This window comes from Occallatibacter sp. FHG110214_02, from assembly GCF_059115385.1.
Genome location: NZ_JBZYWK010000023.1, coordinates 65687 through 77947, shown reverse-complemented (window position 1 = coordinate 77947; position 12261 = coordinate 65687). Strand labels below are relative to the sequence as shown.

The 12261-nt window shown below is 59.1% G+C and carries 12 protein-coding genes and 1 pseudogene; 7 read left to right on the top strand and 6 right to left on the bottom strand.

Translation table 11 applies throughout. From position 1 onward, the window contains the following. A pseudogene (locus AC5S3R_RS17245) lies at window positions 1-707 on the bottom strand (hypothetical protein); the annotation flags it as partial. A gap of 243 nt (window positions 708-950) precedes the next feature. On the opposite strand from AC5S3R_RS17245, the gene AC5S3R_RS17240 reads away from it, so the two are divergent. From AC5S3R_RS17240 to AC5S3R_RS17230, 3 genes are all read left to right on the top strand, one after another. Next, window positions 951-2291, top strand: coding sequence for a hypothetical protein (locus AC5S3R_RS17240; protein ID WP_494268399.1), 1341 nt, complete (start codon window positions 951-953; stop codon window positions 2289-2291). A 149-nt stretch (window positions 2292-2440) separates the two neighbouring features. Next, window positions 2441-2806, top strand: coding sequence for a PilZ domain-containing protein (locus tag AC5S3R_RS17235; RefSeq protein WP_494268398.1), 366 nt, complete (start codon window positions 2441-2443; stop codon window positions 2804-2806). Between the two features lie 28 nt (window positions 2807-2834). Further along, the gene (locus tag AC5S3R_RS17230; RefSeq protein WP_494268397.1) at window positions 2835-3566 is read left to right on the top strand and encodes a response regulator transcription factor; all 732 of its coding nucleotides are present in this window, start codon (window positions 2835-2837) and stop codon (window positions 3564-3566) included. A gap of 35 nt (window positions 3567-3601) precedes the next feature. Here AC5S3R_RS17230 and AC5S3R_RS17225 read toward each other — a convergent pair whose 3' ends face one another. The 3 genes from AC5S3R_RS17225 to AC5S3R_RS17215 form a co-directional block, all read right to left on the bottom strand. Beyond that, complete coding sequence (locus AC5S3R_RS17225; protein WP_494268396.1) at window positions 3602-4102, bottom strand: MarR family winged helix-turn-helix transcriptional regulator; 501 nt, start codon at window positions 4100-4102, stop codon at window positions 3602-3604. 65 nt (window positions 4103-4167) lie between these two features. Then, complete coding sequence (locus AC5S3R_RS17220; RefSeq protein ID WP_494268395.1) at window positions 4168-4746, bottom strand: YceI family protein; 579 nt, start codon at window positions 4744-4746, stop codon at window positions 4168-4170. A 304-nt stretch (window positions 4747-5050) separates the two neighbouring features. Beyond that, window positions 5051-5695, bottom strand: a complete 645-nt coding sequence (locus tag AC5S3R_RS17215; protein WP_494268394.1) for a flavin reductase family protein — start codon at window positions 5693-5695, stop codon at window positions 5051-5053. 290 nt (window positions 5696-5985) lie between these two features. On the opposite strand from AC5S3R_RS17215, the gene phoU reads away from it, so the two are divergent. After that, complete coding sequence (phoU, locus tag AC5S3R_RS17210) at window positions 5986-6657, top strand: phosphate signaling complex protein PhoU (RefSeq protein WP_494268393.1); 672 nt, start codon at window positions 5986-5988, stop codon at window positions 6655-6657. A 64-nt stretch (window positions 6658-6721) separates the two neighbouring features. On the opposite strand, the gene AC5S3R_RS17205 is transcribed toward phoU, so the two are convergent. Beyond that, window positions 6722-7711 carry a bifunctional enoyl-CoA hydratase/phosphate acetyltransferase gene (locus tag AC5S3R_RS17205; RefSeq protein ID WP_494268392.1) on the bottom strand — a complete coding sequence of 330 codons (990 nt, stop codon included), beginning with the start codon at window positions 7709-7711 and terminating at the stop codon, window positions 6722-6724. 278 nt (window positions 7712-7989) lie between these two features. On the opposite strand from AC5S3R_RS17205, the gene xylB reads away from it, so the two are divergent. The 3 genes from xylB (at window position 7990) to AC5S3R_RS17190 (ending at window position 11051) form a co-directional block, all read left to right on the top strand. Then, on the top strand, window positions 7990-9465 hold the full coding sequence (xylB, locus tag AC5S3R_RS17200; RefSeq protein ID WP_494268391.1) for a xylulokinase: 1476 nt from the start codon (window positions 7990-7992) through the stop codon (window positions 9463-9465). A gap of 260 nt (window positions 9466-9725) precedes the next feature. After that, window positions 9726-10226, top strand: coding sequence for a Crp/Fnr family transcriptional regulator (locus AC5S3R_RS17195; RefSeq protein ID WP_494268390.1), 501 nt, complete (start codon window positions 9726-9728; stop codon window positions 10224-10226). A 111-nt stretch (window positions 10227-10337) separates the two neighbouring features. Next, window positions 10338-11051, top strand: coding sequence for a Crp/Fnr family transcriptional regulator (locus AC5S3R_RS17190; protein ID WP_494268389.1), 714 nt, complete (start codon window positions 10338-10340; stop codon window positions 11049-11051). 111 nt (window positions 11052-11162) lie between these two features. Here AC5S3R_RS17190 and AC5S3R_RS17185 read toward each other — a convergent pair whose 3' ends face one another. Further along, on the bottom strand, window positions 11163-12053 hold the full coding sequence (locus tag AC5S3R_RS17185) for a universal stress protein (protein ID WP_494268388.1): 891 nt from the start codon (window positions 12051-12053) through the stop codon (window positions 11163-11165). Window positions 12054-12261 lie beyond the last annotated feature (208 nt).

Below are 12261 nucleotides of genomic sequence, written 5' to 3'. Positions count from 1 at the left end.
CGTCCGGCGAAAGAGCCCCCCGGCGGAATCGGTGCTGGCAGGACCGGTCCATTAGAAGCTACGAGAGAACCACCCGGCGGGATGGGAGCAGGCAGCACGGGACCGCGTCCGGCGAAAGAGCCCCCCGGCGGAATCGGTGCTGGCAGGACCGGTCCATTAGAAGCTACGAGAGAACCACCCGGCGGGATGGGAGCAGGCAGCACGGGACCGCGTCCGGCGAAAGAGCCCCCCGGCGGAATCGGTGCTGGCAGGACCGGTCCATTAGAAGCTACGAGAGAACCACCCGGCGGGATGGGAGCAGGCAGCACGGGACCGCGTCCGGCGAAAGAGCCCCCCGGCGGAATCGGTGCTGGCAGGACCGGTCCATTAGAAGCTACGAGAGAACCACCCGGCGGGATGGGAGCAGGCAGCACGGGACCGCGTCCGGCGAAAGAGCCCCCCGGCGGAATCGGTGCTGGCAGGACCGGTCCATTAGAAGCTACGAGAGAACCACCCGGCGGGATGGGAGCAGGCAGCACGGGACCGCGTCCGGCGAAAGAGCCCCCTGGTGGAATCGGTGCAGGCAATACGGGGCCGTTTGCGCGCTGCAAGGAGCTATCGGAATGGACTGGCGCCAGGGAGATGGGGCCCGCAGCATTGACCGTTGAAGCGAGAGTGACCGTGGCAAAAAAAACAGCAAGACGAGGCTTCAGCGATGCTGAAATCATCGGAAAACTCCTTTGGGAATGGTGGATTTTGACCAAAGCGTACTCCAATCTGGAACCGATAACACTACAAAAGTAATAAATTGGAAGAAACTTTAGTAACTTACAGAGGTTACTGTTTTGACAACAGCCAAGGCGTGCAACTTAATCCCGGATGGCAACTGTTGCGAACAGCAGCGAAAAGCCCAATCTACTACAGATTACGATGCTTCCTGAGCAGAAAAGTTATCTTGGAAAATGCCTGGGATGCAAGCAGAAAACGTTAAACTTTTCTGCGAGGACTCCACTGACGTGATCGGCAAGTACCGTTCCCGCTTTAATCAGAATTTTCATCCCGAACAATATGCCGCGATGCTGTCCGGGTTGGAAGTGACGTGCGACACGAAAATTGAGTTTCGCGTCGCAGAGACGCCTGTTTTTCTACCGGCGGAGCTGCTCGATGAGATTGCGGCAGCCGGTGCCCGGCTCTGCTGCCGGCTATTGGACGATCAGGATTATCTTGCGGCAGCGCGCCGGGCGATTCCGAGCGGCTATCGCGTGGCAGGAGAGAACGCCCGGCCGCATTTCCTGACGGCGGATTTTGCTCTTGTGCGCACCTCCGACGGCCAACTGGCTCCGCGGCTGGTGGAGATGCAGGCTTTTCCATCGGTTTACGGATACCAGGTGGCGCTGAATGCTGCGTATCGCGCGGCTTTTTCACTGGATACCGTAATGGGCACGCGGTTGAACAGCTTTCTTTCCGGGTTGGACGACGCTGCCTACTGGGAACTTCTGAAGAAGACCATCGTCGGCAGCCATGATCCGGAGACGGTTGCTCTGACGGAAGTAGACCCGCTGCACCAGAAGACGAGGCCTGACTTTGAAGTCACGGCCCGCAAGTTGGGAATTGCCGTGGTGGACATTGCCACGGTTGAGCCGGATGGTGATCGTCTGACATACCGCAATGCCTCTGGCCGCCGCATTCCCATTACGCGCATTTACAACCGGGCCATTGCCGATGAGCTGATTGCGCGGCGCATTCCGCTACCGTTTGACCTGGGGCATCCGTGGAACGTGGAATGGGCCGGGCATCCCAACTGGTACTTCCTGATGAGCAAGTTCTCGATTCCGTACCTGTGCCGCCCGGATTCCACTGGCGCTCGGGATAGCGTGGTGCCGCCTGCGGTCTTTCTCAGCGATTTTCTTGAGGGTCCGGGGCGCGCGCAGCTTGAGGAGTCGGGTGTTCCGTTGCCCAAAGCCGCGCCGGATGCGGTTTACAGCAATCTGTTGCTGAAGCCGCTGTTCTCGTTCGCGGGCAAAGGAATCCAGTTCGACCCTGCGCAAGAGGATCTGGAGTCCATCCCTCAGGAGCGTCGCGGCGACTATCTGCTGCAGCAGCGCATGAGCTTTATCCCTACGATTGAAACGCCCCACGGACTGACGCAGGCGGAGGTACGAATCTTATATCTGTGGCCGGAAAATTCTGAATTGACGCCGGTCTTATCCCTTGTGCGGTTGGGACGCGGGCGTATGATGGGCGTAGATCACAACCGTAATCAGGAATGGGTAGGCGCTTCGGGGGCATTTTTCCCCGCTGCGGGTGCATAAGCGCGCGTTTGTACGCGCCCGGCCACTCCGCAGTGCACCAATGTGTGCCACTCGCGGTTACTATTCTGGATACTTTTGTGCCGTATCTTTCCGGGGGAGTCTGGACTAGAGTGAAAACATCAAGTACCGGAAATCGGGCTCAGACAGCTATGAAGCACGTTTTACGCTCGGGTTTTACCCTGCATTACGAAGTGACGACACACGACTCCAATGCGCATGAACTGCGCTGCGCTGTGCGCTTCCCACTGGCGCTGCCCATGATGGTCCAGGCAGGTGGGCAGATGCTGCCGGCTATCACTTGCAACGTGTCTGCGAGCGGTGTCCTGTTTGAGACAATTCAAGAGTTGCAGGTGGGCGAAATCATTACATTTTCGCTTCGTATGCCCGGTGCGGTCCTGGGTTCCCCGCGAGATATTCTGGTCGAGTGCCGCGGACGTGTGGTACGCTGCTCCATGAGTTACTCTCAGCCGCAGGTTGCCGCCACAATTGATGACTATCGATTTGTAGAGCAGTGACCATAGTGCGGATGAACAGCATCCCATCATGGACAATATAGAAAACTCCCCAGAGATCGAAACGCAAGAGGTTCCGAACAAGCCCGATGCAATACGCATCATTCTTGCGGATTCACAGGCCATTTATCGCGTTGGAATTCGCAAGATATTTGCGGTTGAGGACGACCTTCGCGTCGTTGCCCAGGCAGATTCGCTGGATAATCTAAAGGCAGCTATTGAACGCTTTCCGACCGATGTTGTGATTGTGGAAGGCGCTATTTTGACGGGCACGGACCGCGCTATCCAGGAGATTTTGAGTGTGGCGCCGCATGTGAAGCTGATTGTCCAGGCCTCGCATGCGGACGAAAACACCACCGTAGAGATGTACCGCAGCGGCGTGCGTGGCATTGTTGCGCGTTCCATCTCGCCCGATCTGCTGGTGCGTTGCGTGCGCCGCATTGCCGCAGGCGAAACATGGATTGATAACCAGTCGGTGAATTGGGTAATCGAGGCGTACCGCGCACAGGCCGCGGCGCTTGTTAATCCGCGCAGCCAGCCCCGGCTCTCCCAGAAAGAGCTTGCCATCATCACCTGCATTACGCAGGGCAAGCGCAATAAGGAAATCGCCTTTCAGCTTGGCACCACGGAGCAGGTCATCAAGAACTACCTGCGCAAGATTTACGACAAGCTGGGCGTGAGCGACCGCCTTGAACTGGCGCTCTATTGCCTGCACAACAAAATCATCTCGAACGACGCCGAGGAGCCTGCAGCCGAAGGCTAGGCGTTCGTCAGGAAGTAGAAAAGCGAAGGGGCAGCTTACTCGTCGTGCGCGGCATGGCTGCCATCGCAACTGACGCCGGCGTTTTCCCGCGTTTTTTCCAGCAGTTGGACAAGCACGCCTTTTTCATCTTCATTCAGGTTGGCAAAAAACTCGTCGGGGAAGTGTGCAATGGCTGGGTCCATCTGTTCCAGCAGCTTCAACCCGGCAGGCGCAATGTGGTTCCACACCACGCGACGGTCGTTCTTGTCGCGCTCCTGCCGCACCAGCTTCATGGTTTTGAGCCGCGCCAACAGCCGCGTGATATCCGGGTCAGCGGTAATCATGCGGGAGCCAATGGAAGAGCAGGTGAGTCCCTGCGGATGCGCGCCACGCAGAATGCGCAGCACGTTGTATTGCGTGGAAGTGATTCCCCAGGGCTTGATGAGCAGGTGGAACTCACGCTGCGCCGAGTCCGCGGTACGCATCAGGTTCAGCAAAGCCTCTTCCGCTATGTTGACGAAGGGCTTCTGTTGCGCGATTTCCTGTTTCAGGCTCACCAATTTGCGGCCTTTCGCATGGGGATAGGCGGCGCGGAGAGGGAAGGCTCTCCGCGCCTGCATACTTACTGTTTTACAGCCTCAAGGTCAATCGTCAACGGCACATCCGCGCCGAGCACGGCTTCAGGGAAGGTGGTGCCAATGGCGAAGTCAGCGCGCTTGAGTGTGGTGGTGGCCGAGTAGCCAACGTGCAGCTTGTGGTCCATCGGCGACTCAATCGGTGCGCCCGAGGGAGTCACTTCCAGAACAACAGGCTTGGAAACGCCGTGCAGAGTGAGCGTGCCGGCAACTTCAAGGTTGGCGCCCTTCTTCGTCACCTTGGTGCTGACGAAAGTGGCCGTGGGGAACTTCGCGGCGTCAAAGAACGAGTCGGTTTTGAGGTGGTTGTCGCGAGCGGAGTTGCCCGTGTCCACGCCTGCAACGTCGATGGTCACATTCACGGTCGAGTCGCCGATTTTCGCGCTGTCATACGTGATAGTGCCCGTCTTGACGCCAAAGTGGCCGCGTACGTTCGAGAGGCCCATGTGCTTGATCGAGAAGTCAACCTCGCTGTGTGCGGGGTCGATTGCCCATGTAGAAGCCTGCGCCATCGCCAGCGGTGCGGCCAGCCCCAGAATCCCCAGTGCCATTGCAAAACGCTTCATAAACTTGTTCCAATCCTTTCGGTCTGCGGACAACGGAGTGTACCGCGATTGTGGTGAAAAGCAATTCTACCTGTCCCGCAGGCAGAAAATGGCACAAACCACTCTCCCCGGTTGCGGGCCGGAAAAATCCTTTCCTAAGGATGCACCGAGGAAGATATTCGTTGCAACAAATATTTTTCAGGGCAGTAGAAAATTGAGAGCAGGGAACAGAAAAACCAGCGCTTAGCTGACTTTCAAGCAGTCTAAATCGTTATCGCAACAGGTGTTGTTGCCGTTGCTTCCTGATCCCTGCTCCCTGTCTTTTTCACTTCGGCCGTATCAGGTCCATCCGATCCTGCGTGTGGACCCATGTGTTGCCGGCCATGCGGCCAACGGCATCCAGTCCTGCCGGGTCTACGCGGAAGTTATCGAAGAGATCTTCGCGAACATGGAAGCGCACGATTTCGCCCAGCACAATAACGCCGCTGCCGGGCTGCCTGCCGGTGTAGATGACCTGCTGCAGCTTGCACTCCATCTGCGCGGGAGACTCCGCCACGCGTGGCGGCTTGACCACCTCGCTCGCCAGCGGCGTCAGCCCGGCAAGCGCAAACTCGTCCACCTCTGGAGCCACTTCCGCGGCGGTGGCGTTGGCCGCGTCAGACAGGGCTCCGCTCACCACGTTGACGACAAACTCACCCGTCTCTTCCACGTTGCGCAGGGAGTCCTTTCGCGCCGGAAGCGTGCCGTTGTCAGGCCGCAGCGACACACAAAACATCAGCGTAGGCGGCACGGAGCCTACCCCGTTGAAGAAGCTGAACGGAGCCACGTTGGTCACCCCGTTGCGGTCTATCGTGGAAACCAGCGCCACCGGACGCGGCACAATAATCCCCGTCATCAGCTTGTAGATGTCGCGTGTAGCGTGTTCGGCGGGATTGACCGAGCGCATAGGGCGGACAATAGCGTTACTCATATTCTCTCGATGCTAAAACACCGCCCCGGACACAGGCTCCGCATCGAATCTGCGCAAATGGTGTCTGGCATTTCGGAGGGAGCAGGGGCCTTCAGGCCCCTGAATGCTGGAGATGATTTTATGGGGCTTTAGCCCTGGGCTTTTTCGACACTCTATAAACTCGATTCGTCAAACACTGCCTTGAGCCCGGAATGAAACCAGCCATACGTGACGTTTCTGGTGCAGGATTGCCATATTTGCGAATGTGTAACAATGCATCATGCACAATCAGTGAAAGGAGTTTTGACGCCGTGCCACGCATACACTTTCAGCAGCAGCTCGCTGAGCTAAAAGACAAGATTCTCGCTATGGCTGCCCTTTCGCAGCAGGCGGTGGAGTCTGCCGTGGATGCGTACCTCACGCGCGATCAGGGACTCTGCCAGTATGTGCGCCAGAATGAGACAGCCATCAACACCGCCCAGCGCGAGTTGGACGAGATGGCCTACGAGCTTCTCTCCCGCGAGCAGCCCATGGCGATTGACCTGCGTTTCATTGTCGCGGTCATCAAGATTAACGGAGACCTGGAGCGCATCGGCGACCAGTCGGTAGCCATTGCCCGCCGCACCCGTGACGCTCTCGCAGTGGAGCACGTCGAGCTGCCGGTGGACTTTTCCGCGATGGGCGAGTGCACGGCCCGCATGATTCGCTCGGCTATCCAGTCCCTGCTCGACGGCGATGCACGGCTTGCCGATTCCGTACGCGAGATGGACGACGAAGTGGACCGCATGAACCGCCGCGCCCACTCCGACCTGCTCACGCTGATTCAGACCGACCCGCAGCACACGCAGCAGGCGATGAACGGGCTTTTCGTCTCTCGCTCGCTGGAGCGCATCGCTGACCACGCCTCGAATATCGCGACGGATGTAATCTTCTGGATTCGCGGCGCGGATGTGCGCCACCAGCTCAGCATGTCGATGGACTGAGTTCGTTTGAAACAAATGCGAAGGGCGCCAAAAATCCGGCGCCCTTCGCATTTGCAATTCCGCATTAAACCTTGATAGCCGCTGTCTTATTCGCATGATGCAGCAGCACAGCCACTGCGCAGCTCGTCAGCCGGGTCGCAGCGGAATCAGCGCGGCTAGTGAGAATTGTCGGCACACGAGCGCCGAGCACAATCCCGGCAAGCTGCGCGCCGCCCAGGTATTCAAGCTGCTTGGCCAGCATGTTGCCGCTTTCAAGGTCAGGCACAACGAGAATATCCGCCTGCCCAACAACCGGCGAAGTGAGCTTCTTAATCTTCGCAGCCTTTTCACTGACGGCAGTATCAAAGGCCAGCGGCCCATCAAGAACGCCGCCCGTAATCTGCCCGCGGTCCGCCATCTTGCATAGCGCCGCGGCATCCAGCGTGGACTGAATCTTCGGGTTCACCGTTTCAATCGCGGAAAGCAGCGCAACCTTGGGTTCAGGAATGCCGAGCGCATGCGCCAGCTCAATCGAGTTCTGCACAATGTCCACTTTGTCTTCCAGCGCGGGCGCAATGTTGATAGCCGCATCGGTAATCAACAGCGTGCGCGCATAGGCAGGTGTGTCCATGACGAACACATGCGTGATGCGCCGATTGGTGCGCAGTCCCGTGTCGCGAGCCATGGCGGGTTTCAGCAACTCGTCAGTGTGCAGGCTGCCCTTCATCAGCGCTTCGGCATTGCCCGCGCGACACATGGCCACAGCCATCTCAGCCGCTTTGCTTTCCGTGTCAGCCTGCAAAATGGGGTAAGACGAAATATCCACGCCGGACTTCGCAGCCAGCGCCTTAATCTGCGCCTCGTCGCCAATCAGCGTAGGCTCAATAAGCCCGGCCGTAGCCGCTTCCACCGCGCCCTTCAACGCAACATCGCTCAAAGGCCACACCACCGCGGTCGTAATCGCAGGCAGCCCCTTGCAGCGCTCAATGAACTGGTGAAAGACGTGAAAATCTTCAGGATGACCCACCAACGGATCGACAGCAACATCTTCAGCAAGCGGAGCCAGATCGCTCATGTGCAGCATTCCTCCACGCAAACATTGTTACCTGAACCGGGAGAATTTGCTTGTGCGGAAAATCACAAAAAGCGAGGGACTAGAGACGTAGGGACATAGAGACCAGGAAATGCAACGGCAAGAACAATGCCGAGAGCAGCTCTTTCTCTCTCATGGTGGCAATTCATCTATCTCTCGGAAATGTTTCTAGTCCCTGGTCCCTATGTTCCTGCGTCCCTCTTTCCTGCTATCCTCTCTCCGCTGCAGAAAAGCGATTTACGCAAGGAGAACGACCCGCAATGTGGTTTCTGGGAATGGACGTAGGCACGGGCGGCACGCGCGCCGTAGTGGTGGATGAAAACGGCAAAGTTATCAGCGGCGCGGCCAGTGAGCATGCGCCCTTCCGCGTGGACCATCCCGGCTGGGCCGAGCAGGACCCCGAAGACTGGTGGCGCGCCGCGAAAGAAGCCATCGTGCAGGCTCTTGCTGCCGCGCCAGAGCCGAAGCAGCCCATCGCCGCACTTGGCCTCACCGGGCAGATGCACGGCGCGGTCATGCTGGACGAAAACGGAGCTGTGCTGCGCCCCTCGCTCATCTGGTGTGACACCCGCACCCAGCCCGAGTGCGATTGGCTGCACGAAAAAATCGGCTACGAAAAGCTGATTGAGTTGACCTGCAACCCTGCGCTGCCCAACTTCACGCTGACCAAGCTGCTATGGGTCAAGACACACCAGCCGGAAATCTTCGCAAAAATTCGCCACATCATGTGCCCCAAGGATTACGTGCGCTACCGTCTCACCGGCGAGTATGCAATCGACGTGCAGGAGGCCAGTGGCACGCTGCTGCTGGACGTGACACACCGGCAGTGGTCGAAGGAAGTCGCCGAGGCCGCGGGCATTCCTCTCGAATGGCTGCCGAAAGTCTACGAGTCTCCGGAAGTCTGCGCGCGCATCAGCGAAGAAGCGGCAGGATTGACGGGCCTGAAGACAGGAACCCCGGTCGTAGCCGGAGCGGGCGACCAGGGAGCGGGCGCCGTTGGCATGGGCATCCTGCGTCCGGGTTCTGTCTCGGCCACCATCGGAACCTCCGGCGTAGTCTTTGCCTCCACCGCCAACCCGACTAAGGACCCGAAAGGCCGCCTGCACACCTTCTGCCACGCGGTTCCGGGCCTGTGGCATGTCATGGGCGTAACGCAGTCCGCAGGGCTAAGCTTTAACTGGCTGCGCAACACATTTTTTGCCGGGCAGAGCTATGATGCGCTGACGGCAGCGGCAGAAAAAGTCCCAGCAGGCAGTGACGGCCTTGAATGGGCCCCCTACCTGCTGGGCGAACGCACGCCGCACCTCGACCCGGAGGTTCGTGCCGCCTTTGCGGGCATCTCCACCACGCACACGGCAGCACATTTCACGCGTGCCGTTCTCGAAGGCGTAGCCTACTCTCTGCAGGACACCTTCACGCTCTTTGCCGATCTGGAAATCCCAGTGAGCGGCATCCGTCTCGGCGGCGGCGGAGCGCGCGGTCCGCTCTGGCGCAAGATCCAGGCTGGCGTGTACGGCCACCCGATAGAGGTCCTCATAGCGGAAGAAGGCGGAGCCTTCGGCTGCGCCCTCATGGCCGGCGTAGGAGCAGGGCATTGGACCGACCTCGACCAGGCCTGCGCGCAGGCGATTGAAGTAGCCCAGCGCATCGACCCAGCCCCGGCAGACGTAGAAGCCTACAAATCCGGCTACACCCATTGGCGCAAGCTGTATCCAGCGCTGAAAAGCAGGGAGTAGGGACGAGTAACGAAGGACGAGAGACGAAGCCTATGGCTGGCCCATGCAGTTTTTGGGCCTTTTCGTTCTCGTCACTCGTCCTTCGCCCCTGTTTTTCCTCTAACCATCCCTAAGTGACACAAATCACTGCCCGCTTCCCATCCCACATCGCAAACTGACTCACTATGAGCAATCCGGGCCAGCTGCGGAAGGCCATCCAGCCTGCCGCCAGCGGAAGTTTATCCCCCAAAATAACCCCCGGAATGCCGAGTGAGCGTGCCATGATTCCAGAGCTGCACATTCCGACGAATGACGCCATGGCGGCGCATCCGCTATCGGAGCTGCTGGCCTGTCCTCCCGCGGCAGGCAATCTGCTCACTGCCTCTGCGCGCAACATCGACTTCCTTGCCGGTGAAACTATCTTTCGCCAGCAGGAGCAAAGCCAGGGGCTTTACCTGGTCGTAACCGGGCAACTGGTGCGCCGCGCCCACAGGAGAGATGCGTGGGTGGTGCTCGGCATGGCCCGACCCGGCGAGTTGGTGGAACTGGCCTCCGTTCTTGGCGACCGGCATCACACCTTCTCGCTCATCGGCCACACAGACGGGTCGCTGCTCATGATTCCATTTGATCCGCTGCAGCAGGCCTTCCGCGCCTATCCGCCGCTCAAGCTGCGGCTCCTGGCAGAGCTGGCCCGCGAGGTCTCCCGCGCTTATCGCGCTTGCGCTACTTCAGCGGAAAACCGTCCGGCCCGCCGCGCCTCACGACGGCCTGCCGCAAGTTAACCCTGCGTCAGTGCCATTTGGGAACGCCAGGTGTGATGGCCGTCACATAGCTTTTCGTTAGCGACACAAGATCGGCTATATACTCCGTTTAGAACTAATAGGGGGAAAAATATGCCGATTACCAACTCTTATCACCCCCCGGCGGACTGTCTTCATTGCCCGAACCGGCACCTTCGCGCTTTTTGCAACTTCACACCCGATGCTTTACGGGATTACGACCAGCTTGGCATCATGATGACGCATGCGCGCGGCACGCGCCTCTTTACTGAGGGCGATGGCTCCCGCAATGTTTTCGTCCTTTGCTTCGGGCAGGTGAAGATTTCGTCTACATCCCGCGAAGGCAAGACAATGATCCTCAAGATCGCCGGACCCGGTGACGTGCTCGGCCTCAGCGCCGCCGTTGCCAACCTCCCGCATGAAGTTACCGCGGAAGCCATCGAGCCCTGCCAGGTGAAAGCCATGCGCAAGCAGGACTTCCTTGACTTCCTCACGCGCCACGGCGCAGCCAGCATGCACGCGGCCCAGGCGCTCTCCAGTGAATACATGACGGTTTTCTACGATGCGCGCCGTCTCGCACTTTCCGGCTCCGCATCTGGCCGCCTTGCCCGCCTGCTTCTCGACTGGGGCCGCGCAGCCGCCAACGGCAAGCCGGAAATCCGCTTCACCATGGCGCTCACGCATGAGGAAGTGGCCAGCATGGCCGGCACCTCCCGCGAAACCGTCACCCGCCTCCTCAGCCAGTTCAAGCGCAACCAATGGATCGCCGTAAAAGGCGCAACCATGGTCATCACGCAGCCGGAAAAGCTGGAGCGGCTCTCAGCGTAAAAGCAGGGAGCAGGGAATAGAAAGCCAACAGCCGCATCGGTAAACCGATGCGGCTGTTGGCTTTGCGGGACAAAAGCCTTTGTTTTTGCATTTGCCTTTAGTCCCTGGTCCCTAACTCCCTAGTCCCTGTCTTTCCGGCGCATGCAGCGTCATCACCGGGCACTTCGCATGAGCCAGCACGCGATACACCGTTCTATCCCGCGTCAGCTCCGCCAGCGTTCCTCTTGGAGTGGAGCCCAGCACAATCATGCTCGCCTTGTACTGCTTCGCCGCAGTCAAAACCGTTTCCGGCACATGACCACGCACCACCTCGGTCTCCACAGGCACGCCTTCAATTCCTTCCGCCAGATGCTTTAACTCCGCTCTTGCGGCGGCAGCCTTCTCATCAGAAGCCGGCGTCTCCGGGTCCACAACATGCAGCAAAATCAGCCGCGCCTGCAGCGTAGCCGCAACAAGCTGCGCCAGCTCCGCATGCGCCTTCGCATGCGGAAGCAGTTGCGTAGCATGCAGCACCACGCGCTCGCCCACGGGTGTCTCCCAATGCGCCTCCGGCCCCACCGTCACCACGGGAACATGCGTATACCGCACCACATTCTCAGCCACGGAGCCAATCAGCAGCTTGCTGATTTTCCCGCGGCTCCGCGTACCCACCACAATCCGGTCGGCATGCACCTTGCGCGCCGTCTCCAGTACCAGCTCTGCGGGATTTCCCTCCCGCACCACCTGCTCGCACTTCACGCCGCGTTGCCCGGCCAGTTCAATCCACGGAGCCATCTCCGCCGCCGTAATCTCCGCCGCGCCCTGCGGATCATAGTAAGGATGCCCGGTAGCATCGGCATTCATCGCCTCTCCTGCTGCAATCACATGCAGCACCACCAGCCGCGCGCCTGTCGCCACTGCCTGCTCAATCGCAAACGGCATCGTGCGATCCATGTCGCTCAAATCCGTGGCAACCAGGATCACCGCCGGATGCGCCCACTTGTTCTCCGCCGTGCTGCTCATCTACGCCCTCCTTATAACTTCCTTATCGCACATCATCGGATGCGCCACCGCAAGCAAAAGCTCCAAAAACCCTGTGATATCCGTCACTTGAAAAACACCTCTTGCAAGCCGTCAGTTAGCCCCAAACAATCCTCATTCCGCCCTTATGCAACTTCATCCCGTCCTTATGCAGCTTCATTGCTTCCTTATGTAAATACTCCGTAACATT

What these genes read in the sequence shown, in the direction of transcription:
- AC5S3R_RS17205 (WP_494268392.1), bottom strand. Translation starts at nt 7,711, where the DNA reads ATGAGCGATCTGGCTCCGCTTGCTGAAGATGTTGCTGTCGATCCGTTG.
- xylB (WP_494268391.1), top strand. Translation starts at nt 7,990, where the DNA reads ATGTGGTTTCTGGGAATGGACGTAGGCACGGGCGGCACGCGCGCCGTA.
- AC5S3R_RS17230 (WP_494268397.1), top strand. Translation starts at nt 2,835, where the DNA reads ATGGACAATATAGAAAACTCCCCAGAGATCGAAACGCAAGAGGTTCCG.
- AC5S3R_RS17235 (WP_494268398.1), top strand. Translation starts at nt 2,441, where the DNA reads ATGAAGCACGTTTTACGCTCGGGTTTTACCCTGCATTACGAAGTGACG.
- AC5S3R_RS17190 (WP_494268389.1), top strand. Translation starts at nt 10,338, where the DNA reads ATGCCGATTACCAACTCTTATCACCCCCCGGCGGACTGTCTTCATTGC.
- AC5S3R_RS17240 (WP_494268399.1), top strand. Translation starts at nt 951, where the DNA reads ATGCAAGCAGAAAACGTTAAACTTTTCTGCGAGGACTCCACTGACGTG.
- AC5S3R_RS17215 (WP_494268394.1), bottom strand. Translation starts at nt 5,695, where the DNA reads ATGAGTAACGCTATTGTCCGCCCTATGCGCTCGGTCAATCCCGCCGAA.
- AC5S3R_RS17195 (WP_494268390.1), top strand. Translation starts at nt 9,726, where the DNA reads ATGATTCCAGAGCTGCACATTCCGACGAATGACGCCATGGCGGCGCAT.
- AC5S3R_RS17185 (WP_494268388.1), bottom strand. Translation starts at nt 12,053, where the DNA reads ATGAGCAGCACGGCGGAGAACAAGTGGGCGCATCCGGCGGTGATCCTG.
- AC5S3R_RS17220 (WP_494268395.1), bottom strand. Translation starts at nt 4,746, where the DNA reads ATGAAGCGTTTTGCAATGGCACTGGGGATTCTGGGGCTGGCCGCACCG.